This is a genomic window from Streptomyces sp. NPDC127190 (genome assembly GCF_042672505.1).
Lineage (GTDB): Bacteria > Actinomycetota > Actinomycetes > Streptomycetales > Streptomycetaceae > Streptomyces.
The window spans coordinates 21,625-44,943 of sequence record NZ_JBHXVE010000032.1 but is presented as its reverse complement, the minus strand read 5'-3'; the positions used below and the strand labels follow the sequence as shown (position 1 = coordinate 44,943).

At 70.3% G+C, this 23,319-nt stretch carries 21 protein-coding genes and 1 pseudogene; 17 read left to right on the top strand and 5 right to left on the bottom strand.

What is annotated here, in order from left to right; translation table 11 throughout:
- Positions 1-192 precede the first annotated feature (192 nt).
- Complete coding sequence (locus tag ACFVIU_RS33770) at positions 193-579, bottom strand: hypothetical protein (RefSeq protein WP_385847255.1); 387 nt, start codon at positions 577-579, stop codon at positions 193-195.
- A gap of 360 nt (positions 580-939) precedes the next feature.
- Between ACFVIU_RS33770 and ACFVIU_RS33765 the strand changes: the two genes are divergently transcribed.
- The 14 genes from ACFVIU_RS33765 (at position 940) to ACFVIU_RS33700 (ending at position 15,180) form a co-directional block, all read left to right on the top strand.
- Positions 940-1,305 carry a J domain-containing protein gene (locus tag ACFVIU_RS33765; protein WP_385847253.1) on the top strand — a complete coding sequence of 122 codons (366 nt, stop codon included), beginning with the start codon at positions 940-942 and terminating at the stop codon, positions 1,303-1,305.
- Positions 1,306-1,343: 38 nt separating this feature from the next.
- A complete protein-coding gene (gene dnaK / locus ACFVIU_RS33760) occupies positions 1,344-3,206 on the top strand; it encodes a molecular chaperone DnaK (protein WP_385847251.1) in 1,863 nt (620 codons plus the stop codon).
- Between the two features lie 2 nt (positions 3,207-3,208).
- Positions 3,209-3,754, top strand: coding sequence for a nucleotide exchange factor GrpE (grpE, locus tag ACFVIU_RS33755; RefSeq protein WP_385847250.1), 546 nt, complete (start codon positions 3,209-3,211; stop codon positions 3,752-3,754).
- A gap of 80 nt (positions 3,755-3,834) precedes the next feature.
- Complete coding sequence (locus ACFVIU_RS33750) at positions 3,835-4,230, top strand: DUF2267 domain-containing protein (RefSeq protein WP_385847249.1); 396 nt, start codon at positions 3,835-3,837, stop codon at positions 4,228-4,230.
- A gap of 1,076 nt (positions 4,231-5,306) precedes the next feature.
- Positions 5,307-6,749, top strand: a complete 1,443-nt coding sequence (locus ACFVIU_RS33745) for an RICIN domain-containing protein (RefSeq protein ID WP_385847248.1) — start codon at positions 5,307-5,309, stop codon at positions 6,747-6,749.
- A gap of 896 nt (positions 6,750-7,645) precedes the next feature.
- Entirely contained in the window at positions 7,646-8,365 is a 720-nt protein-coding gene (locus tag ACFVIU_RS33740) for a YqjF family protein (protein WP_385847247.1), read from the top strand.
- Positions 8,362-8,757 (top strand): hypothetical protein, encoded by a 396-nt coding sequence (locus ACFVIU_RS33735; RefSeq protein ID WP_385847245.1) that lies wholly within the window; start codon positions 8,362-8,364, stop codon positions 8,755-8,757. Before ACFVIU_RS33740 ends, ACFVIU_RS33735 begins: the two co-directional genes overlap by 4 nt.
- A complete protein-coding gene (locus ACFVIU_RS33730; protein WP_385847243.1) occupies positions 8,757-9,440 on the top strand; it encodes a hypothetical protein in 684 nt (227 codons plus the stop codon). The genes ACFVIU_RS33735 and ACFVIU_RS33730 overlap by 1 nt, the downstream gene beginning before the upstream one ends.
- On the top strand, positions 9,440-9,982 hold the full coding sequence (locus ACFVIU_RS33725) for a hypothetical protein (protein WP_385847241.1): 543 nt from the start codon (positions 9,440-9,442) through the stop codon (positions 9,980-9,982). Before ACFVIU_RS33730 ends, ACFVIU_RS33725 begins: the two co-directional genes overlap by 1 nt.
- A 1,045-nt stretch (positions 9,983-11,027) precedes the next feature.
- Positions 11,028-11,441, top strand: coding sequence for a transglycosylase SLT domain-containing protein (locus ACFVIU_RS33720; protein ID WP_385847240.1), 414 nt, complete (start codon positions 11,028-11,030; stop codon positions 11,439-11,441).
- Positions 11,442-12,247: 806 nt separating this feature from the next.
- Positions 12,248-12,406, top strand: coding sequence for a hypothetical protein (locus ACFVIU_RS33715; RefSeq protein ID WP_385847238.1), 159 nt, complete (start codon positions 12,248-12,250; stop codon positions 12,404-12,406).
- 232 nt (positions 12,407-12,638) lie between these two features.
- Positions 12,639-13,319, top strand: a complete 681-nt coding sequence (locus tag ACFVIU_RS33710; RefSeq protein ID WP_385847237.1) for a class I SAM-dependent methyltransferase — start codon at positions 12,639-12,641, stop codon at positions 13,317-13,319.
- A 965-nt stretch (positions 13,320-14,284) separates the two neighbouring features.
- Complete coding sequence (locus ACFVIU_RS33705; RefSeq protein ID WP_385847235.1) at positions 14,285-14,707, top strand: hypothetical protein; 423 nt, start codon at positions 14,285-14,287, stop codon at positions 14,705-14,707.
- A 125-nt stretch (positions 14,708-14,832) separates the two neighbouring features.
- Complete coding sequence (locus ACFVIU_RS33700) at positions 14,833-15,180, top strand: hypothetical protein (RefSeq protein ID WP_385847234.1); 348 nt, start codon at positions 14,833-14,835, stop codon at positions 15,178-15,180.
- Here ACFVIU_RS33700 and ACFVIU_RS33695 read toward each other — a convergent pair.
- The 4 genes from ACFVIU_RS33695 to ACFVIU_RS33680 form a co-directional block, all read right to left on the bottom strand.
- On the bottom strand, positions 15,159-15,839 hold the full coding sequence (locus ACFVIU_RS33695) for a hypothetical protein (protein ID WP_385847232.1): 681 nt from the start codon (positions 15,837-15,839) through the stop codon (positions 15,159-15,161). The genes ACFVIU_RS33700 and ACFVIU_RS33695 overlap by 22 nt on opposite strands.
- Positions 15,840-16,222: 383 nt before the next feature.
- Entirely contained in the window at positions 16,223-19,057 is a 2,835-nt protein-coding gene (locus ACFVIU_RS33690; RefSeq protein ID WP_385847230.1) for an NACHT domain-containing protein, read from the bottom strand.
- A gap of 421 nt (positions 19,058-19,478) precedes the next feature.
- Positions 19,479-19,883, bottom strand: a complete 405-nt coding sequence (locus ACFVIU_RS33685) for a DUF5958 family protein (protein ID WP_385847228.1) — start codon at positions 19,881-19,883, stop codon at positions 19,479-19,481.
- A 57-nt stretch (positions 19,884-19,940) separates the two neighbouring features.
- On the bottom strand, positions 19,941-20,408 hold the full coding sequence (locus tag ACFVIU_RS33680; protein ID WP_385847227.1) for a MarR family winged helix-turn-helix transcriptional regulator: 468 nt from the start codon (positions 20,406-20,408) through the stop codon (positions 19,941-19,943).
- An 80-nt stretch (positions 20,409-20,488) separates the two neighbouring features.
- Here ACFVIU_RS33680 and ACFVIU_RS33675 point away from each other — a divergent pair, with 80 nt between their 5' ends.
- The 3 genes and pseudogenes from ACFVIU_RS33675 to ACFVIU_RS33665 all read left to right on the top strand — a co-directional run bounded on the left by ACFVIU_RS33675 (position 20,489) and on the right by ACFVIU_RS33665 (position 23,157).
- Positions 20,489-21,178, top strand: coding sequence for a hemerythrin domain-containing protein (locus tag ACFVIU_RS33675; protein ID WP_385847225.1), 690 nt, complete (start codon positions 20,489-20,491; stop codon positions 21,176-21,178).
- 344 nt (positions 21,179-21,522) lie between these two features.
- On the top strand, positions 21,523-22,524 hold the full coding sequence (locus ACFVIU_RS33670) for an IS5 family transposase (protein WP_385847224.1): 1,002 nt from the start codon (positions 21,523-21,525) through the stop codon (positions 22,522-22,524).
- Positions 22,505-23,157: pseudogene (locus ACFVIU_RS33665) on the top strand (CatB-related O-acetyltransferase). The gene ACFVIU_RS33670 and the pseudogene ACFVIU_RS33665 overlap by 20 nt, the downstream one beginning before the upstream one ends.
- Positions 23,158-23,319 lie beyond the last annotated feature (162 nt).

Below are 23,319 nucleotides of genomic sequence, written 5' to 3'. Positions count from 1 at the left end.
TTGGGGGTGGGGGGGGGGGGTCGTCCGCCTCCCCCCCTTCCCCTCCCCCCACCCTGTGTCTGTTTGGTCGGCCCCATCTCTCCCCTCCCCCCCGGCGGCCCCCCCCCCCCCCCCGGGCCGTACAACGCCGCGCTCCGCCTTCTGGCACACAGTGCGGGCACGCCCGGCAAGGAGGGCGCGCGGCCACGGGGATCAACCGGGCGGCTCAGTCGCCTGGGATGCCTGTGCACCGGACGGCGGCTGCGGGTGACCGTCTGCGTGCAGCATCGGAGCGGCATGCCGCTCGCCACGGTGGCCGCCCTCGGCCGGGACACGGCTGCGGGGCGCCTCGGTGTCACCGGGCAGCGGCACGGGTCGGCGCGCTACCAGGCGGCCCACCCAGCGGCGGCCGCAGTGCTCGCACGGTGGTGCGCCCTGCGGGGTGTAGGGGGAGGGTACGGCGGTGTTGTCGCGGTAGAAGACCTCCCATTCGGCGTCGAGAGCGTCTCGGTAGCGCTGTACGTCGTAGTCGACGCTCCAGCTGTGCCAGCACGAGCCGCAGGTGAACTCCACGCGTTCGACAGCGAGTTCGGTGATCACTGCACTGCACCTCCCATCCGGTCTACGGGCGCGGTCCGGGGCGGTTGAGAGGGCTGCGTCCAGAGAGGGGTAAACGGGCACGGCGGAAGCGACGCCGCTGTCGCGCAGCATCCGCTCCATATCACCCGTACCCCCTCTCTCCGTACCCGCGCGGACCGCCCACGCCCGCGGCCGGCTGTCTCGTCCGACCCCGGCGTCCACCGGTACGGCCCCCGGTCAGTCCCGGGTGCTCGGAGCACTCCGGGCACCTCCCGATATACCTCGCCCCGACTTGACAGGACAAGGCTCAGGTTTTATCTCAGAAGACAGGCAAGTCAGGGGAGAAACCACAGCTCACCCTGGGCGAGGAGGTGGCCGGACGTGTCGGTGCGGGAACCGGAATCCGATCTCTACGCAGTGCTGGGGGTGCGCTCTTCGGCGACCGCCGAGAAGATCACCTCCGCTTTCCGCGCCCGCGTGCGGGAACTGCGTCCCGACACCCACGTGGACGCGGCCACCGCAGCCCGGTTCGGCAAGGTGCGGGCGGCGTACGAGACACTGCGCGATCCGGTCCTGCGGGCGGCCTACGACCAGCGCGACGAGCACCAGCCGGCGCCGGTGTCCTGCCGGGACGAGGCCCCCTCGGAGCCCGCGCGCCCCGCGTGGAGGCACGCCGCGGTGTTCGGGGACGTCCGCCCCGAGCCGCCGCTGCGTGCGGGTCCGGTCCGGTGGATTCCGGGCCGGTGAGACGAAGAACGAGGTGAGGGCGAGGAGGGAGACCAAAGATGGCACGCGCGGTTGGTATCGACCTGGGTACGACGAACTCGGTGGTCTCGGTCCTGGAGGGCGGCGAGCCCACCGTCATCACCAATACCGAGGGTGCGCGGACGACCCCGTCGGTGGTGGCGTTCTCCAAGAATGGGGAGGTGCTGGTCGGCGAGGTGGCCAAGCGGCAGGCCGTGACGAACGTGGAGCGCACCGCGCGGTCCGTGAAGCGGCACATCGGCGACCACGCCTGGCGGTTCCCGGACTCCGGGGACGTCGACGGCAAGCGGTACACCGCGCAGGAGATCTCCGCGCGGGTGTTGCAGAAGCTGAAGCGGGACGCGGAGTCCTACCTGGGCGAGGACGTCACCGACGCGGTGATCACTGTGCCCGCGTATTTCGACGACGCCCAGCGGCAGGCCACCAAGGAGGCTGGTGAGATCGCGGGCCTGAACGTGCTGCGGATCATCAACGAGCCGACGGCGGCCGCACTGGCCTACGGCCTGGACAAGGAGAACGACCAGACGGTCCTCGTCTTCGACCTGGGCGGCGGCACGTTCGACGTGTCGCTGCTGGAGATGGGTGAGGGCGTCATCGAGGTGAAGGCCACCAACGGCGACACACATCTGGGCGGCGACGACTGGGACCAGCGGATCGTCGACCACCTGGTGAAGCAGTTCAAGAACCACTACGGCGTAGACCTGGCCAAGGACAAGATGGCCGTGCAGCGCCTGAGGGAGGCGGCGGAGAAGGCGAAGGTCGAGCTGTCGTCGTCCACCGAGACGACCATCAACCTGCCCTACATCACCGCCTCGGCCGAAGGGCCGCTGCACCTGGACGAGAAGCTGACCCGGGCCCAGTTCCAGCAGCTGACCTCCGATCTGCTGGAGCGGTGCAAAGCGCCGTTCCACAACGCGGTCAAGGATGCCGGGATCAAGGTGTCCGACATCGACCACGTGGTCCTGGTGGGGGGTTCGACCCGGATGCCGGCCGTGACCGAGCTGGTGAAGGAGCTGACCGGCAAGGACCCCCACAAGGGCGTGAATCCTGACGAGGTCGTCGCCGTGGGTGCCGCTCTCCAGGCCGGTGTGCTCAAGGGTGAGGTCAAGGACGTCCTGCTGCTGGACGTCACCCCGCTGTCCCTGGGTATCGAGACCAAGGGCGGCATCATGACCAAGCTGATCGAGCGCAACACCACGATCCCGACCCGGCGTTCGGAGATCTTCACCACCGCCGAGGACAACCAGCCCTCGGTGACCGTGCAGGTCTACCAGGGCGAGCGGGAGATCGCCGCCTACAACAAGAAGCTCGGCATGTTCGAGCTGACCGGCATCGCGCCGGCGCCTCGCGGGGTACCGCAGATCGAGGTCGCGTTCGACATCGACGCCAACGGCATCATGCACGTCTCCGCCAAAGACCTCGGCACCGGCAAGGAGCAGAAGATGACCGTCACGGGTGGTTCCGCGCTGCCCAGGGACGACATCGACCGCATGGTTCGCGAGGCCGAGCAGCACGCCGAGGAAGACCGCAAGCGGCGCGAGGCGGCGGAGACCCGCAACCAGGGCGAGCAACTGGTCTACTCCACCGAGAAGCTGCTGAAGGACAACGACGGCAAGATTCCGGCCGATGCCAGGAGCGAGACGGAGACGGCGCTGAAGGAGCTGAAGGAGACCCTGAAGGGCGAGGACACTGCCGCGATCCGGCAGGCCATCGACCGCACCGCGCAGGCCGCGCAGAAGATCGGCACCGCCCTGTATCAGCAGTCCCAGGCGGAGCAACCGGCGGGCACGCCCGGAGCGTCACCGGGGGGTGCGGCCGGCGGGCACGAGGACGAAGTGGTGGACGCCGAAATCGTCGACGACGACAAGCCGGAGGCTGGCTGAATATGACCAGCAGCGGGCCGCCAAGCGCCGAACTCGAGCAGCTGCGGCGCCTGGTTCAGGAGCGGACCGCCGACCTACAGCGGGTCAAGGCCGAGTACGACAACTACCGCAAGCGGGTGCGGCGGGACCGCCTGGCCGTGCGCGAGATCGCGGTGGCCAATGTGCTCAAGGCGTTGCTGCCCGTGCTGGACGCCGTCGACCGGGCGTTGGCCAACGAGCCGCTGACGCCCGGTCTGAGGGACATCGCCGACAGCCTGCGGGAGCAGCTCGGCTCGCTGGGCGTCACGGCGTTCGGTGAGGTGGGCGACCAGTTCGACCCGGCCTGCCACGACGCCCTGACGCACCATGCCGCCCCCGATGCGGAGCGCCTGGTGTGCTCGGCAATCCTGCGCCCCGGCTACCGCCTGGGCGAGAGCCTGCTGCGCCCGGCCACGGTGGAGGTAACCGGGCCGGCTCCCCCGGCGAGGAGCGGATCGGCGCCGGAGCGCGGCATGCGGGGGGTATCGGCCCCGGCCAAGAAGCCACCGTTGCCTGCCGCACGGAGCTGAGAGGCTTCCCTGCCTGGGCACCTGATTCCCCCCGCCCGCACGCACCGCAGCCAAGAAGCCGAAGAAGGGTGGTAGCCGACGTGGCCTTGCGACGCGAGGCGTTCCTCGGCCTGGTGAAGGAACGCGGTGAGTACGAAACCGAGCAGGAGGCACAGCGCGCGGCGCGCGTGGTCCTCGCCCTCCTGGGCGCGCATCTGGTCGGCGAAGTGCGCGCCCAGCTGGCGGCGCGCCTGCCCGACGACTTCGCCCTGATCCTGCTCAACCCCTTGCAGAGCGCGGAGCCGCTGTCGCCGGAGAGGTTCGTACGGGCGACGGCAGCCTGGATCGAGGGTGCCACCGAGCAGACCGCGGCCTGGGATGTCAGCGCCGTCCTCAGCACCGTCGCGGACGCCGCAGGCGATGACCTCCTGGGCCAGGTACTGTTCCAGCTCCCCGCAGGCTACGACCTGCTCTTCGGCCGCCCCCAGCCCACCTGACCAAGCCACCGCGCCCGGTGCTCGCGCACCGGGTGCCAGCGACAGAAGGGCACCCGGTTGCCGGCCCACGCCTTCGCCGACGGCGCGGACACACGCTGGTGATCGCAGGGAACCACCTGGGCGGTTGCGATGATCAAGCCGTACGGCCAACCACATTCGATCACCGTGTCTCACAATCAAACGCTAGGACAGGGAAATACTTCCAGAAGCGCACAGTCAAGGGTCTCGGAAGCCCTTCTTCTGTGTCGGGCGAACAACGAGACGCGAACGCCTCAGTGAGCGAGACACCCCATGTATAGGTCCCCATAGTCTGCGCGGCACCCCTTGACCGTCCCGTTTGATCGGGGCATGCTCATCCTGCTTCTCAGCTGTCCCAGCGCCTGGCAGGCCGAACCGCCCACTGAGGGTTGCCCGAGCGGCCCTCGCAGCATTCATCCCATGTATCGGACTTCGTCATCCATGCCATCTCGGCTGGTGCCAGTCAAGAAGCAATGCAACGCGACAGACAAAATCAAACACAAGACAACAGGACAGTAGATCCGCGCGCAGTGTCCACGAGGGCCTCGCCGACGGAACCGGCTGTCCCGCGCAGAACAGGAGTTTCAACGACAGAGTCAGCCCCCCGGTCCGGAGCCCGGGGAGGAGTCCGGATCGAAGCGGCACGGCGCTGGGGGAGATGCGAGCGGTGCGGCGCGTACCCACGCGCTACGCCGACCGGTGGCAAGGCATGACCGGCATCCCGCGGGTCGTGGCCCGCGCGCGAGCATTCACTGTCCGCTTCGGTACGGCACGCTCCCAGCGCCTCCGACGGCAATGACGCAGCTGCGGAAGCGTGGCTCCGGCGGGCAGTCGACTCCGAGGGTCTTGCCAGACCCACTTCTGCGCGTTCGGCGCGGCCGGACCCGCCCAGGCGCCGGAACTCCGGCAGCAGTATCTCCTGGCGCTCAGGTTTGGCCGCGGTGACGTGGGCGGGTCCGGGTCCCGCTGCCCGGCCGCTGCGACGACACGGTGGGTGAGCCGCGCCTTCAGTGGAGCCCGCACCGAGCAATGCGAACCCTGTTTCCGAAGGAGAGTGCATGAAAACCTGTGGAAGCCAGCTCCGGCGCTTAACCCCGGTCGGCCTGGTCGTCGCGATGCTGCTGAGCCTGCTCGGACTGCAGGCGGCCACCGGGACCGCAGCGCACGCCGCCACCAACCAGTTCCACGGCGTGAACTGGGCCGACCCCAACGACAACTTCGTCACCGGGGACATCACGCCGGTCGGCCTGTCGAACACGGACAGCTACTCGACGACGTACGCGAAGGCCACCTCCATCCTCAAGGGCTTCCAGGCACTGGGAGCCAACACCGTGCGCATGGCGTTCAACCAGGCGACCGTCAACGGCAAGTGGTGGAACAGCTATACCGCCGCGTTCGACGCGGCCACCGCGCTGGGCATGAACGTCGTGCTCACCCCCTGGCTGCAGAACGGTGTGATCGGCGACACCAACTCGTTCTACGCCATGTGGAACACAGTGATCAGCAAGTACGTGGGCAACAGCCGGGTGTACTTCGGCATCATGAACGAGCCATGGGGCTACAGCACCACCGACGAGGACAACATCGCGGCGGCCTGGGTGGCGCACTTCTCCCAGGTACCCCGCGGGCGGATCCTGGTGCCCGGCGCCTGGGAGGGGAACCTGTGCGCCGTCGGCGCCGACTCCCGCCTCGACGGCACCCTGCTGTCGCTCCACGACTACACCCTCGGCGGAGAGACCCACCCCACCGAGGCCGAATGGGTCACCAGCTTCGAGAAGAACGTCTGCGGGTACGACAGCCGCGCCGTACTCACCGAGTTCGGCGTCCCGATGAACACCGGTGTGAACTACAACGGTCCACGCGACGGCGTCAACGACGTGTCCTACCTCTACGCGCTCACCGACACCGTGCGCAAGCAGGGCATGGGCTCGATCCTGTGGGCCGGCGTGAAGTTCGCCGACCAGACCCAGGGCCCAGGCCCGTGCGAAAACGCCTCCTGCGCGATCACCTCCCTCCAGGGCAGCGCGCCGAACTACACGCTCAGCATCAACAACCAATCCGGCCTCGACCGGCTTCAGTACGGCTGGGGCGCAGGCGGTGCAGGCGGCGCCACCACCGGCCCCCTCCACGCGGTCGGCGCGGACAAGTGCCTGGACGTGCCCGGCGCAACGCAGACCAACGGGACAGTGGCGCAGACATGGGACTGCAACGGCGGCAGCAACCAAACCTGGACGCACACCGCGAGCAACCAGCTCACGGTCTACGGTGGCGCGAAGTGCCTGGACGCCGCCAACAACCAGACGACCCCCGGCACCCCGGTGGAGATCTGGGACTGCAACGGCGGCGCCAACCAGCAGTGGATCCTCAACGCCGACGGCACGATCACCGGTAAGCAGTCAGGGCTCTGCCTCGATGTGACCGGGGCGTCCACCGCCGACGGCGCCAAGCTCGAACTGTGGACCTGCACCGGCCAAAGCAACCAGCAGTGGAAACTCGGCTGACGCGACCGCACCTCAGCAGCCGTCCGGGACTGCGCCCCGGACATCCCGCGATGCGCGGGACGGGTCCGCACTACCGTCCCGCGCACCGTGGCAGCGCGTGAGGGCGAGCGAGTAGCAGACCGGCGCCGCCGGTGCGGTGATCAGGGAGGATCGCGTCCACCACTGCCGGCCGATGCTACGGCGTCCGCACGACCCCCTCCGGGCTCATCTGTCGCACACCCCCGGTACGCGGCGTCGGGAACGTACGTCTGCCACTGGGCTGGGCCCCGGCCGGACCTGCCTGTGCGGGCGCACACCCGTGACAAGGCGTGGCCGGGGTCGAGGTCGTACCGCTGGAGAGGGACTGGGCGCTGCCCGCGGACAGCGGGGCCGGGAGCCGGTCTGGGGCCGGAAGGGGCAGGTCGGCCGGTTCGCCATGGTGAGGGCTGAGGGCGCTGAAATCGATGCTGCCGTCGGGTCCAGAACGCCGCCGGCCCACCACGCTGTCCCAGACCGTTGTCCGCACCTGGCCGGCCTGCTGGACCCCGCCCTCGAAGAAGCTCACCTCCACCGGAAACCTCAGGGACAGCCCGTCGTCTGGTGGGATCCGCTGGCCTGGCAGGACACTGTTGCCGGAATCGTGCAGCGGATGCCGCGACTGCGCAGGTGGCCGCGCTTGACTCGGGAGCCGTAGGCCTTGTCGGCCCGGACCCGGTCCGGTCGGCAGCGCGGCCTGCCGGCGCCCATGCGCGGTACCCGGATGCGCTCCAGCACCGGCTGGAACTGAACACGATCTGAAATGCGGCGGCCGGCTACCGGCCCACCGTAACGGCTTGGCCATCGCCCCCAGACACAGGGCGAGGACCGCTCGGTGTCATGCCAAGTTTCGGCGCGGACGTCCTGGGGAGTCGGTGCGCGTGGTGTCGTATGGACCCGAGCAGCGCGTGTACCTGCCGGAACTGCACGCCCGCTGGCTCACCCAGACGTTCGTGCACTGGGCCTACTCGGCCGACCAGGTCCAGCGCCTGCTGCCGGAGGGGCTGACGGTGGACACCTGTGATCAGCGGGCGTGGGTCAGCCTGACACCGTTCGTGATGGCCGGCGTGCGCCCGCCGGGCGTCCCTGCCGCTCTGCCCGCCTTCCCGGAGACCAACCTGCGCACGTACGTCCGCGAGCGGGACGGCCGGGACGGGCTGTGGTTCCTGTCCATCGAGGTGGGCAGCCCGATCATGCTGGCCGCCCGTGCGATCGGAGCGCCCTACCACCTCGGCAACCTGACGCTGTCGCACGGCGGTGAGGCACTGACCTACACCGGGGCGCGGGGGCGTAGCGGGCCGTCGTACCGCATAGTGGTCCGTCCCGGTGAGCCGCTCCGGCCGAGCCGCCGGGACGTGTGGCTGACGTCGCGATGGCGGGCCTTCACGCGGGGCTGCGGCGTGCTCTGGCAGACGCCCGTCGAGCACGAACCCTGGCCGCTGCGGGCTGCGCACCTGGAAGATCTCGAGGAGACCCTCACCCGGGCGGCCGGGCTGCCGCCCCCCGCGCAGGAGCCGCTCGTGCACTTCTCCGACGGGATCCACAAGGTCCGCTTCGGCGTCTCGCGCCCGGTGCGGCCAGCAGTGAGGAGACGGCGATGAACCCGGTGCTCGTGGCGCGGGCCCAGGGGCTGTTCAACCTGGTCGGCGGCGGCTGGCCGCTGCTGCACCGGCGCAGCTTCGAGTGGGTCTTCGGGCCCAAATCCGACGAATGGCTCCAGTACACGACGGCCGGGCTGCTGGCCACGGCGGGCTGGAGCATGCTGTTCACCGCGGCCACGCCCGGCGGGGTGCGCCAGGCCCGCCGCACGGGCCTCGGGACGGCCGCGACCCTCCTGACGGTCGACCTGGTGTACGTGCCCGTGGGCCGGCTCCGTCCGACCTATCTGCTGGACGCGGCGATGCAGGCCGGATGGCTGCTGGCATGGCGCCGGTGCGGCCGCCTCGGGCGGTCCGCACCGCGGATGAACCGCACCGCGACCGAGGCACCCTGATGCGCCGGTTCCCCCGGGCCGCCCGGTGGCGTTTCGACGGCTGGATCGCCGGCATCGGTACGTCCTGCGGCGCCCGCCTGATCCTCGGCCACTGGCCCCGCTCCTCCTTCGGGCCGTTCAGCGACGTCATGCTCGAACAGGCCGACGGTCACCGCCTGTTGCTGGCTCCCACCCGACGGACGGCGGACTTCATCGCCGTCACCTACTCCTTCGACGAGGTCCGCATCGCGCCCGTACGCGTCCATGTCAGCGGTGACGACTGGACGGTCACCGCGAGCCCGCTGCTCGACCTGCGGTTCACCGCCGGCCGGCGCGGCCCCGTGGGGCTGCTGCTGCGGGCGGTCCCCGGTGCCCTGGCCGCCCAGCCCTTCTGGACGGCGGTGACGGATCCGGCCGCCCGCCTCCTCCTGGGCGTGCGCACACATGGCACGGCCGGTGGCGGCCGGTACGAGTGGTACGGCGCCCGCGATCTCCATCCGATCACCGCGGCGACCGCCGTCCTCGGGGAGCAGGACGCCGGCTCCCTTGCCGCGGTGGAACCCCCCGTACGGTTCGGCTTCGGCTCCACGCCCCGCAGGCTCTGCCTCGTACGCGTCACGACGACGGTGAGCACATCGCACATACCCGAACTCTCGTCCTCCCCATCTCCCCGGGAATCACGCGCACACGAAGGAGACTTGTGATGAACGCCCCGCCACGGACCTCGTCTCGACGCCGCCTGCCGGCACACGGCGCCGACATGAAGCTGCTCACCATCTATCTGAACGACCATCTCGCCGGCGCCACAGCAGGCACTCAGCGGGCCGGCCACTTGGCGCGAGCCACCCGTGGGTCCGCGCTCGGCCGGGCGCTCGGTCCTGTCGCCAACGACATCGCCGAGGACCGGACGGCGCTTCTCGGCATCATGCGGGACCTGGGCGTCCCCATACACCGCTACAAGGTGTGCGCAGGCTGGACCGCGGAAAAACTGGCCCGGCTGAAGGGCAACGGCCGCCTGGTCCGGCGCTCACCGCTGAGCACCTTGCTGGAGCTGGAGGCGCTGCGGCTGGGGGTGGAAGGCAAGGCAGCCGGATGGCAGACCCTGCGCCGGCTCACCGGGACGCAGGAGCGTCTCGATCCAGCCCTGCTCGACAGGCTGCTGGAGCGGGCGCGACGACAGCAGGACACGGTGGAGGAGTGGCGTATCCGCCAGGCCGAAGCGGCTCTGCGGACAACGGCCGACTGAGCAACGCCGGCCCACGGGACGACCACGGCACTTGTCCGTGCTCAGAAGCGTAGCCGCAGCGTCGGGCAGTTCGGTTCCCTGTGCTTGCTGTTGGCGATCTGGTCGGCGGGCTGCGGGATCACCGCCCGGACTCCGCGCCTGCCGCAGGTGCTGGTGGATGGCCCGCGACGAGTAGGCCAGGACGGCGAGGGGCCGGGTGGGTGGGCGGCCGATAGCCGGGGGGACGCGCAGGGCGACCATGACGAGTTCGAACGGTGGTGCGTCGTCGGCCGGGCCGGGCGTGAGGACTAAGCACAGCGGGCGGCACCGGCCGTCCGCTGTCATGTGGATCTTGGTGGTCAGCCCGCCGCGGGAGCGCCCGATGGCGAGATGGCCGGGCTCGTCGGCCGGGGCCCCTTTCGCCAGGCTCTGGCCGCATTCTGGTGCGCGCGCACGAGGCGTGGAGGCGGCCGAGACGATCCAATCCAGGCCGACGCGGCGCCGGAGATCGGCGGGGAGGGCATCGCGGTCCGGCTGGGGCAGGTAGCCCGGTGACGGGGGTCTGATGCCCAGGGCCGTCACGCTGCTGGTTGTGGTGGGCGCCTTGGTTGTCCGGCCGTCGGGCCGCCGGACGGCGGCCCGGTGTGGGTGCTTGCTGGGATGACCCACCCGGCGGGCCGCGTTCGAGACCGCGGTCACATTCGAGGGGCCCGGGCGGTGACCGCTGGGTGAGGGTTGTGGTGCGGACCGTGAGCGAGACGGTGAAGCAGCCCACATGACGCAGGTCACCTACGACCCGGGGCCGTAGTCCTAAATGTCCGATACATCCTTTCGGGCACCCCTCCCGACCTGCGCTTTGAGACCCACGCCACAGCACCGACATTTCCGCTCGATCCGGCCACAACTAGTAAAAGGGGTCATTGCGGACGGCTCTCCGGGCTGCTTGTCTTGAGGACGTCGCCAGGCGCCACGAGCCCCCACGGGCCGCGGCGCCGACGCATGCCGGACCCACCACGTGGTCCATCCCGTGCAGGCGATCCCCCGTCCCCGACGCAAGAGGTTCTCCGTGTCCGTCGCTTTCATCCGCCGCATCGCTTCCCCGAAGAAGGCCCTCACCGCCGCCGCCCTGGCCGCCGCCACCGCCGGCATGGCGCTGAGCGCGGCGCCCGCCCAGGCCGCCACCACCTCGGCCTCCTCCGCCCAGGCGATCGCGCACAAGATGATTCCGGACGCCGCGCAGTTCAACGCGTTCAGCAAGATCGTGGCACACGAGAGCGGCTGGAACCCCTCCGCCACCAACTCCTCCTCCGGCGCCTACGGCCTGGTCCAGGCGCTCCCGGGCTCGAAGATGGCCTCCGCCGGTGCCGACTGGAAGACCAACCCGGCCACCCAGATCAAGTGGGGCCTGGACTACATGAACTCCCGCTACGGCAGCCCGGTCAAGGCCTGGTCCTTCTGGCAGGCCAACGGCTGGTACTAAGCCACACCCACCACGGCGGGCGCCCCCCACAGCGGCCCACCGGCCGCACCCCACACCCCGCGCCCCACGTGCTCACGCCCCCGCCCCCGGCGGGGGCGCACGCGTATGCACGCAAAGGCACCCGCCGCCCGTCGAACGAGTTGCTCTCGCAAGGTACGCCTGGCGGTCCCGCTCGGCGATCAGGTCTCGCAAGGTATGCCTGGCGGTCCCGCTCGGCGATCAGGTCTCGCAAGGTATGCCTGGCGGTCCCGCTCGGCGATCAGGTCTCGCAGCTGCGCCTCGGTGACCTCCTCATGGGATCCACACACCACCCGGGCCACCTTTCAGCAGCTCACCCCGCCCCACCCGGGCGAAGGGCATGGACGTCGGCGCCATCGTGGCGGCCCTCGAGGACGCCCGGTTTTTCGCCGGCACGAGGACCTGGCCGATGACGCCCGCGGCCGGGCGGAACTGGCGGAGTGGGAGCCCCTCGCCCAGCTGCTCTCCGCCGTCACGCCGGGCACCCTCTACGACCCGGACACCAGTCCGGGATCGCCGCCGAAGCCGCGGCCGCCGCCGAATGAGAGGCCGCCGTACGCGAGGCGCACCGCATCGCCGCCCGCGCTGACGAACTCCAGGCGCTGCACGAGCTCGCTGGGGCAGATTGACCCCCGCGACGGGGATGAAGCCGTGCGCGACGAGCTGACCTGGCGAGCTGGCGGGTATGCCCAGGCCGACGTCGGCTCGCCCACGTCCTGGCCGCGTACCTCGGGCACGACCGTGACCCGGCCGCCCGCGAGGGCGCCACCGGCCTTCTTCCGCCGTCGGTGATCGCGCACGCCGTACTGCTCGCCGAACTGGCCCGTATGGTGCCCGGCGCCGACGTCGACGAGCTGGCGTTCGCGGCCCGGCTCTCCACCAGCGGGCCCGAAGCCGCCGGGGCTTTGGCAGGATTCCTCGCCCGCGCCCGCTCAGAGGCGAGCTGACCTCTCCCAGGCTGACCTGTGACAGCGAACCTTGCCCGATTGCCACCCAAGATTGCTTGACGACGGTTTGTGCCATCGAACAGTGACTGCGCAGGTCAAGGGCGCCGCAGCCGGTCTGACTCGATGATCTCCAGTGCGACTGCGCCCGGCCGATCCTCGCCCCTTGGACGCCGTTTTGCCGGAGCGGCAACAACAGTGGCGTGACCGGGCCACGATGGGTGACGTTGGGCCCATGACCGACAACATCACAGCGGGATCGCCCGCCTCTGACACTTCCTTGCCTGGCGACGGGTACGTCGGGGACCCCGCGGTGCGGGCGGAGTGGGACAACCGATACGCCGACCGGCAACAACTGTGGAGCGGCCAGCCCAACGGTGCGCTTGTGGCCGAGGTCGCCGGGCTCACGCCCGGGCGGGTGCTCGACGTCGGCTGCGGCGAGGGCGCGGACGCCGTCTGGCTCGCGCGCGGCGGCTGGGACGTGACCGCGCTCGAGGTCTCGGGCGTGGCGCTGGAGCGGGCGGCCGGGCACGCGCGGGACGCAGGCGTCGCCGTTCGCTGGGTACACGCCGCGCTGACGGAAGCGGCACTCCCGCCGGCCTCCTTCGACCTGGTCTCCGCGCAGTATCCAGCCCTGCTGCGCACCCCCGACGCCGCAGCCGAGCGAGCGCTGCTCGCGGCCGTCGCGCCCGGCGGCGTGCTGCTGCTCGTACACCACGCGGGGATGGACACCCAGCAGGCGCACGACAGCGGCTTCGACCCGGCTGACTACGTCTGGCCCTCGATGGTCGCCGCTCTGCTCACTGACGACTGGACGGTGGAGGTGAACGAGCAGCGACCACGCGTGGCACCCGACGGCGGCGCCGGCGCGCACCATACCGACGACCTGGTGCTGCGTGCACGACGGCTGCGCTGAGCCCCTCCGCTCACAGCAGGCCCGGACTGGGCAGGCTTGGATGACCGAGCCACCGATGCGGTGTGCCGATGTGATGCCGATGAGTTGGTGTCAGTGACGGTACGTCAGAAGCGGGTGCTCTCGCTGGTGGGGTGCGGAGTAAGGGCGGGTCACTGGCCGGAGCGACCCGGGCCTCAGGCCGTCAGCGGCGCCGATCCGCAGGACTTCCAGCGCCCGACCCGCAGCAGCCAGCCGGGCGTGCAAAGTGCGCGCTGCGGTCAGCGCTGGGTACGTGTATCCACCGCTCCCATCCGCTTCGCCGACCGTGACGACGACGGAAAGCCGCGCTGTTCATCCGGGGCAACCTCACATCAGAGGTCGGTCGGATCGGCGGCCACAGTAGAGGCTGGGGGAGTTTCGCTGCACCCGAGGGGAGCTGGCGGGGGCTGTTTCGTGCACGAGCGCTGTGGCACTGTCGAGGATCATCGGGGCTCAACGCCGAGGTGGCCGGCGTCGCCGACGATGCGGTGCGCGAGCCGGGGAAGCCCCCCATCCCCCCGGTCCTACACACTCCGCTGTGCCGTGCCTGATAGCCGAGAGCGGCCAGCCATCCGTCACGTCCTGGACGATGTGACGGAACGGCCTGGGGCTGAACGCGCGCAGCGGGTCCGGTTGCTGCCAAAGTTGCGCGCGCGCCCGGCATCGCCGTCCAGGAGGCTCGCGAGGCCGCCGACGTGATGTTTTCAGACCTCGCCGGTACTGCATGTGGAGATCATGAGGCGGCCGGTGAGGCTGTGTCCCTTGTGCTTACTGGGGTCCAGGGGGCCGGGCAGGGCGTGGAGGCCGGTACGGCAGCCCGCGCCGATGCTGCACGCCTTCACGCCTCTCACGCTCCTGTGGTTACTCCTGTTCCTTCTCTCTCGCTCTCTGGTGGTTTTTCCGGCGAAGGCTGTGGCGGGAACCGCCGTCGGCCGGATCGTGCACGCGTGCGCGAGGACGGCCCGCTGCGCGGGGAACAGCCGAAGAAGTCCCCGGTTGTCGAAGGCGTGAAGGGCGGCCGCAGGCCGGTGGCCGGCGCCTCGGTGTGGATCCTGGACGGCGGGGGTCAGAGCAGGCAGCAGTGGGGGAGGGCCCCGCTGCCGCCGGAGGACCTGCGGCCCGTCCTGCACCTGGTGGACCTGGTGTGGGCGCGGCTGGAGCGTCTGGCCGCCCGCCGTCCGGTGGAGGCTGCCGCCCGCAGCGAACTGACCCGGGTGGAGGGCTTTGCAGGCCGTACGGACGCGCCGCAGGCCGTCGCCGACCGACTCACCCGCCGGCCTCGGCGAGCAGTTGCGCACTGGAGGCCCGATCAACGACCCGCTGGGCTGGCTGATCGGCCGGAGCCTGCCGCAGCGCCAGCAGTCCGGTGATGCCCGGTGCGAGGGCCGGGTGCTGCTCGATTCCGGCCGGGTCTGCCCCCGATGCTACGACCGGCGGGCCGCAGGCCTCCGAGGCGGGGCGCCGTGCGGAGGCCGACCGGCAGCTGCACGAACGGATGACCGCCCGCGCGTGGGCCCGTGAGCTGGAGTGGGAGCAGGTTTGCGCCCGGAAGGCCACCGCAGCTCAGGCCTGCGCCGAAGCCGCGGCCGCGCAGGTTGCCGCCCCGGTTGAGCCCGTGGTGCCCGTCGTCATCCCCGCGCCGCGCCCGCCCGCCGCGCCGGCCCCGGTCGTCGACGACGTCGACCAGGAGCAGGAGCTCGTCCTCGATGACCTGACTCGCGAGCAGGTCATCGACTGGCACGCCCACGCCGCCCATCCAGCGGGGCTCCGATGCCGTGATCACGGCGAGATCATCTCTCGGCTCCGAGGAGCCGTGCTGAGCTACGGGATCTCGGGGTACTGAAGGCGCTTCCGCTTGAGCTTGGCCAGGTCACTGAGATCGATGCCCGTGGCCTTGGCATACTGCCTGGACCAGTCGGCGACGGCCTGCCGGAACAGGTAGTCGGGGCGACGAGCCACCGGTTCCTCGCCGCGCTTCCGCAACTTAGCGACAGCCGCCCGCTCCAGATCCTGATCACCGCACTGACGAGCCAGAAGCATGGCCTTCGCAAGTCGTCCCGGCTCGTTGTTGGCCGGCGCGAACGACCAGACCCCGTCCCGGAAAACATGGGCGTCCGCCAGGAGCAGCAGCCCCAGGTCGTGGGAGTCGCGGACGAAGCGCAGGCACGGCGGCCCGTATTGAGTGACGCCGGCGGTGACCTCATAGGCGAGCGGAGCACTGCCCGCCGGCCAGGGATAGCAGGCAGCGGGAGGGATGTCAGTCGGACCTGCGTCGCCGGACGGCGAGGGGTGGTCGATCCGGATGCCCACACCACCAAAGCCATCCATCCGGTCACCGAGACCGCAGTAGTCCGTGTGCACCATCCAGCCGAAGAGCGACCGGTCGTAACGGTCCTTCCAGATCGAAAGCGTGGTGCACAGGCTTCCCCGGACGAACTCCAGCTCGCCGCCATCGATCCTGGTAGGAGCTATCCCGAGCAGCTCAACAAACTGCTCGGCCATTCTTCGTACCGTCCACGGTCGCGTCACGACGGCATGGTAGGTGCTACCCACGACGCGCTGACCGACCGGAGCACCAGCGCTCCTGCCAGCTCACCCGCCACCCGAAGATCGATTACGGGACAGCCCTTAGCTGATCAAGCTTGACGTATGGCGCGTAGGAAACCAGCGGAGAAGACCAGGCTGGAGCATCGTTCCCGGGCGAGTATCACTGGCTCGCCGTGCCCTGGTCGCGGGGTGATGACCGTCTCGTCTTTCAGCACCTCGGCCCTGGTGTTGCAGCGATCCTTGCCGGCGTTCCCTGTTCATGGCAGAGACAGCTGATGAGCTGAACATGCTGGAGCAGGCCGCGGAGCAGGCCAGTCAGCACGTCCTGGAGAAGTCGGTCATCCGGACGGGGCGCGGGCGGCGAGGTGGTCCTGGAGGCGTGCGTGCCGGAACTCGTACGAGGCTCCGGTCTGACGCAGTACTCCGCGCTGGTGGGCTTCCTCCAGGAACGCCATCAGGCGCCAGGGCAGCCGCTGGGTGCCGCACAGCCAGAGCCGGGTGATGACGAACCAGCACCAGGCGCTGAGGCAGATGGTCAGGGGGCCGATGAACAGCCAGACCAGGATGGGAGCGAAGACGACGGAGTTGCTGGTCTGCGAGACGACAGCGACTGCCGGGAACGTGCCGAGGATGCCGAGCAGGGTCAGGGTGATACCTCGGGTGATGACCGTGGCGCGGTCGGTGCTCAGACTTGCGTGAGGACTGACCGCTCGTGCCGTGTCGGCCGGTCTGCTCAGCCACGCCTGGATGCCGGAGACGAGGCCGCTGGCAAGCCCCAGGGCCAGGCCGACCGTCAGGCCGAGAGCCATGGTGCGCCAGAAGAGCATTGCCGGGGGTGCGGCGAACAGCCAGTCGTAGGAGCGGTGGGGCGATCGGTTCTCGAAGTCGCCGTCCTCGACGTACGTGCCGTTGGGAAGCCGGACCTCCGGATTGCTGGCGGGATGACGTAGACGCAGTTCGATACGGCCGTGGAACGGGGGGCAGTGCAGGGCGGAGCACTGCCAGTGTGCGGCCTGTCGGGAGGACGCCGCCCAATAGGCGTACCGGCTGCCGTCGTCCCACACCTCGACTACCCCGTCGACGGGCCGGGGCGGGCGCAGGTAGCGGTCGCCGTCGGGCCGCAGACCATGGAGCCATCCGTCCGGGGTGACGACGTAGCGCGTGCCGTCGGGCAGGCGGTGCACTGTGCCGCTCGGGAAGTCCGCGCGGACGGCGGCCCGGACGCCCACCGGCACGGCCGCGGCGATTCCGAAGGCGGACCCCACGCAGAGGCCGGCCACCACACCGGCCCCGAGGCCGAGCAGCGCCGTCCGCCACGACCGTCCCCGCGCCCGTCGGGGTGCGGGACGCGGGAGTGCGGTCCGTGCGGCGCTGTTGTGCCTGCTGCGCAGGCCCAGCGCGATCAGTCCACCCGTCACTGCCGCGACCGCTGCACCGGCCCAGACGGAGGCGAGGAGGACCGCGGCGATCCAGAAGACAAAGGCGGCGGAGAGCAGAGTGACGACCGGGAACGCGACGATGCGGCGCCTGGCCAGAGGGGTGTGCAGCGGGACCGGTTCGCCGGTGATCCCGAGCACGGCCAGAACGATGGCGGTGGCCAGACCGCAGGCGACTGCACGGGCTACGGGGGCCAGCCACCCCACACCGAGTTCGCCGTTCACGTTTGTCATCCAGTCCAGGCTGGTGCTCGTTGTGACCCCGACCGCCACGGCCACGGGTACGACGGCCACGGAGACCCGCAGTGCCTCGCCCAGTACCTGATGCGGCCCGACGACCGCTGCTGCCACGGCGTTGCGGTCGTGCGACAGCGCCAGGTAGCCCAGGCACACCCCGCCGACGAAGGCACTGGTGACGACCGGCGCCGATGCACCGGAGGGGAACAGGGCCCGTACCGCGCCGGCGGCTACGACCACGCCCCCCAGCAGCAGGATGGGGCCCAGTCTGCGCAGAAGCCACGGCATCTGCAGCCGCAGCTGCCACCAGGCCAGCTGTCGCGTTTTCCGGCGTTGCATGGAGGCGGCCAGGTAGCCGAGCCAGGCCGGGGCCCGGCTCGCGCTCGGGCTGTCGGCGAAGCAGGCCGGCACGAACGCCTCCAGCAGGTCCTCCTCCAGCACAGCCGGGTCGGTGAACCGGTCGTCGAGCAGGCCGGCCGGGTCCTTGTCGCCGTCGCCGTAAACGGTCCGGGCCATCGCCACCATCAGCGGCGTGCTCAGGACGCGGCGTAAAGCGTGGCCGACGGGGGAGTCCGGATGCGTGTGGAGGTGGGCGAGGACGGGGTCCCAGCGCGTGGCCCGCCTGCCGCCCGCGCCGCGTACCGGCTTGGCCGTGCGCACCAGATATGCACAGGCCGACTCGAACGTCAGGGGCCGCAGCTCGATCACGGCGGCCGCCGTCAGCACGTCCCCCGTCTCCACGGCTTGCGCGTACGCCTCACTCCGGCAGGTCAGCAACACCGGCTGCCGCTCACCGAGTTCGGCGTTCAGCCGCTCCAGCGCGGTGCCCCACGCCGACTGGGGCAACTCGTCCAGCCCGTCCAGGACGGGCAGCACCAGCCCTGCCTTCAGCAGCTCCCGGGTCCAGGCGGCGCCGGGGTAGGTGGCGCGCAGCTCGTTGCCCATCCAGTCCCGCAGCCGCTCCTGGCCAGGCTGCCAGCCGGACAGAGAGAAGATCACCGGAACCGGATCGCCGGGAGCGCGCCGGGTCAGCCGGTCCAGCAGGAAACGGACGGCCAGGACGGTCTTGCCGCTGCCCGGGCCGCCCAGTACCACCAGCCGCCGGGAAGGTACCGCCTCGAGAGCGGCCGAGATGTCCTCGAGCCGGCCATCCGGCTCCATGGCCGGTCCGACGGTGTCCGGAACGTCGCTGAGCCATGCTTCGGCGGGCGACCACTGCACCGGGAGCGGAGACGGATCCTGCAGCCGCCGCAGCCGCCACTCCTGCTCCCACTGCTCGTGCACAGCCGCGGCCAGCCGTTCAGCGGACTGCTCCAGCCGCTCCCTGGACGGGGCACCGGTGCGCGGCGCATCCGGGGAGCTGCGACGCCACAGGTCGAGGGCCAGTCCGAGGACAGAGAGCGCAAAGGTCAGGAGGGCGGTCAGCCTTGCGGGGTCGTCAAGGGCTCCGTGCACCAGCGCGACGAGGAACACCGTGCCGGTGACCGCGACCGCAGCCACCCAGATCCCGCTTCTCCACCAACGCATCGCAGATCCCCGTTGCAGCCGGCTTCCTGTACGGAGAGTAATAAGGAATGGCGATCCGCCGACGCAGACGCGCAGAGCGTCCCTGAGGGCAACCCCGCGGGGTTTCACCGCCAGGCAGCTGCCCGCCCGTATTGCACTCGTACCGGCCGGACCTGTGTTGCTGTGCTGCGGCCGGGCGGAGCCGAGGGGCTTGCCGAGCCTGTGAGCCAGGCCGGTTCGCAGCGGTTGAGGACGGCGCGGGGCTCCTCGCGCACGACGGGTAGGGGGAGGCGCGTGGACCGCCCGTTTCAGATCCGGGCCATGATTTGGTCGAACATCGCCCGTCAACGGGCGGCGTCCATGCTATGGCCCGCGGCCCACCGCACGATCTTCAGGAGTCCACAACCCCCGATGATCACGCGGTGTCCGCTCCGGTCCTCAGGTGGTGCCAGGCGTGCCCGCACCCGTCGGCACAGAAGCGGAGCCGCCGCCGCTCATCAGCGACGCCAAGAAGTGCGACCAGCAGCCGGAATGCCTTGACCCGCTCGTCCTGCGGAAGGTTGATGATCTTTGTCAGTTGCTCGGTGAGGCGTCCGCGGGTGACCAGCACGGCCGGTGTGTGGGTGGGCCGGATGCCAGCTCTGCGGATGCTCTCCGGCCCGTCCTCGCCGGTTGCGCGGGCCTGGATACAGAACCCTGCCAGGTCGCGCAGGACTTCGAACTGCTCAGTGTCGGCGAGGCCCTCGAACCAGCCGATGCCCTGGGCGAGAGGACGGATGCCTTGCGCCAACTCGTTCAGGATGACAGTGCGTCCGTCCATCCCGCCCCATCTCCACAACAAGCCTGGCTTCCTGCCCCGCAAGGTCATCGAACCAGATCACGAAGTAGCACTGGAGTGCCAGCGCGTGCCTGCTTCTCCTCCGTGGCGGTCGAGTTCGGCCAGCAGGCGCCGTAGCGATGTCCTGGTGGCGTGGATCTCCTCGTCGGGGATGGCCGCGAAGAGGGTGCGGTGCAGTTGTTCGGCCCTGGCGGTGACGCGGGCAAGTGACTCCCTGCCGCGGGGCGTGAGGGTGAGCAGGGGGGAGCCGCGGTGGTCCGGGTTGGGTTCGTAGGTGGCGAGCCCGAAGGACACGAGGTCGTTGGCGACGCGCTGGACGTTCTGGCGGCTGACGCCGAGGCGGCGTGCGGCCTGGGGGACGGTGAGTGGGTCCTCGGAGGCGACGCTGAGGACCTGCCATCGGGCCTGGGTGAGGCCTTCTGCTGCGGCGGTCTGCTCGCCGAGCCGGCGCAGGGCGCCGGCTGCCTCGAAGACGTCCGCGATCAGCAGGGCTGCCTCGTCCGGCATCGGACACTCCTCCACTTGACAATATGTTGCCATAAAGACAACGCGTTGTCATCATATATCGGCCACCCGAAGGACAGACCATGCCCAGGATCGACCTTTACCGGAACGTCCACATGGGGCAGCGTGCGCGGCTGTTCACCCTCGCCACCGAACTCGGCGCCGCGGACATCACTCACAGCGGCGCCGCCGCCGAACAGGCGGAGCGCTGCCTGGCCATGACCCAGGAACTGCGTGAGCACGCCGACCACGAGGACAGCTTCATCCACCAGCTCCTGCACGAGCGCGCCCCCGAAGCAGCCGACGCACTGGACGCCGAGCACATACGCCTCGACGCCGCCTTCACCACACTCGACGAGCAGGCACGCTCGCTCCCCGGCACCCCCACCGAGGCCCTGCCGGAGGCCCAGCACGCCCTCTACCTCGCCTTGAACGAAGTCATCAGCGCCTACCTCGCGCACCTTCACCTCGAGGAGACAGTCGCGATGCCGGCACTGTGGCAGTACGCCGGCGACACGGAGCTGGACGCCGTCCTCGCCGCCTTCCGCGCCTCGCGCACCCCCGAAGAGACTCTGACCGACCTTCGCCGGATGCTTCCCGCACTGCCGCCCGCAGTGCGCACAGCGATCGCGCGAGGGATCGTCGAGACGGCACCGGGCCAGGAGGCCGGTCTCCTGGCCGCGGCCACCACCACCCTCAGCTCCTGCCAGCGCCAGCGGCTGTATGAGGACCTGGGCGTGCCGGAGGGCTGGTCGCTCCAGGCCCAGCCCTGACGTGCGGCTCGCCGTCACGCCAACTTTGCGGCCGACCCTCACGGAAAGCGGCCCATGCTCTGACCAGCACAGTCCACGACCCGTGCGGCGGGTCAGCCGGTGAACCGGTGCCCGTCCATGTACGTCGCCCCGGGCGAGGGACGCCAGTACTGCACACGGTGGCGCGGTCACTCCGACGGGCATCAGGGCGACCGGACGCTGCACCAGGGGGAGGACGACACCCCGCAGCCTCCAGCGTGGTGGCTGCCGGGGCAGCCGCTGTCACGGCACGAGCCCGCCGGGACCTGACCGGGCCGGGACGGTGACGGCCGAGCGGGTCCACGGCCGGGTCGGGACGGGCAGGCATGCAGCCTCAAGACCAGGTGGAACTGGTGGTGACGGTGGACAGCGGCACGGCCCCGACACCAGCAGCATGCCTGCCGCCCCTCGACACACAGCCTTACGACGCTGCCGCCCATAGGCCAGGCCGACTCCGGTCCGAGAAGCGACACCGAGTGTTCACCACTTCGGGAGGCGCCGAGGTAGGTGTTGTCCGGTTTCCGTGGGACCAGCCGCACGGGCCTGCGCTCCGCTGCGGAGTCCCATCGTGGAGAGGCATGCCCGCGGTCTATCTACTGCGTTCGGATAGCCGGGAGTGGGTCTCAGCCATGTGCGCGGCAAGACGAGAACGCAAAAAGGGACCGCCGGTCCTGGTCGAGTATCAGGATCTTCCCCATCCGGCGCGATCGGAAGACGGCTGCATCGGTGGTCTGGGTGTGTCGTTGACTGACGGCCAGTGGGCCCGCAGCGAGCCATTGCTACCGGACCGGACCCCTCGGCGGGGTGGGCGGTGGCGGGATCACCGGCACGTGATCGCCGCGATCGCGTTCAAGGACCGCACCGGCACGCCATGGACGGCCCTGCCCGAACACTTCGGCTCGTGGAAGGGCGTCCACAACCGGCTGCGGAAGTGGGCCGACGACGGCACGTGGGAGAAGGTCTTCACCGCCCTGCTGGCTCAGGCCGACGCCGAAGGTGACCTGGACGGGGTCGCCGCGGTCGACTCCACGATCGTGCGTGCGCACCAGCACGCCGCCGGGCCCGTCAAAAAGGGGCCCCGCCCGACGAGCCGGACGACCGGGTTGCCGGCCTCGCCGTGCAGAACGCGGTTCGCGCCGCCCGTACCCCGCCCGCCGCGGTGCGACCGCCCGGACGGCGCTCCGATGTCGTGTCCAGTGGGTCTGTCATCGGCAATCAGTGTCCGGTTGATCAAGGTGGCAGGGCTGTGCCAGCATCTTAATGCGACAGTCGTCGCTCTAGGTCCGCTAGAGAGGAACCGCCTCCGCGATGCCGCCCGTTCCTGCTGACCCCACCGTGCTCCACCCGATGCCTGAGCACCCGCGCGTGGTTCTGCTCAAGCCGTTGGTGACGTCGCCGTTGATCGAGGTCGGGGACTTCTCCTACTACGACGATCCGGACGACCCAACCGCGTTCGAGACGCGCAACGTTCTTTACCACTACGGTCCCGAGCGGCTTGTCATCGGCAAGTACTGCGCGTTGGGGGCGGGCACCCGGTTCATCATGAACGGCGCCAACCACCGGATGGACGGTCCTTCTACGTTCCCGTTCCCCACCATGGGGGCTCCTGGGCGGAGCACTTCGACCTGATCACCGGCCTGCCCGGCCGGGGTGACACAGTCGTCGGCAACGACGTGTGGTTCGGGCACGGTGCCACGGTCATGCCCGGTGTACGGATCGGTCACGGCGCGATCGTCGCCGCCGGCGCTGTGGTCACCGGCGACGTCCCCGACTACGGCATCGTCGGCGGCAACCCGGCTCGGCTCATCCGCACCCGCTACGACGCTGCGGACATCGCCCGCCTCCTCGCCGTGGCGTGGTGGGACTGGCCCGTGCAGCACATCACCAGGCATGTACGGACGATCATGTCGGGGAGTGTCGCCGACCTTGAGGAGGCCGCCGAACAGATCGACCGGCCCTGACACCGCGTCCTCGCCACACCGCCCGCACCCGTCCCGCGCCAGCTCCTCCTTGATCTCCTCTTTCGGGCGTACCAGGGCCCGTCCCCGGCGGCCGTGCGCGCGGGCGGCAGCCGGGCCCCCGCGCGGCCTGGACATCGACCGCCTGGTATCCGTAGCGGCGAC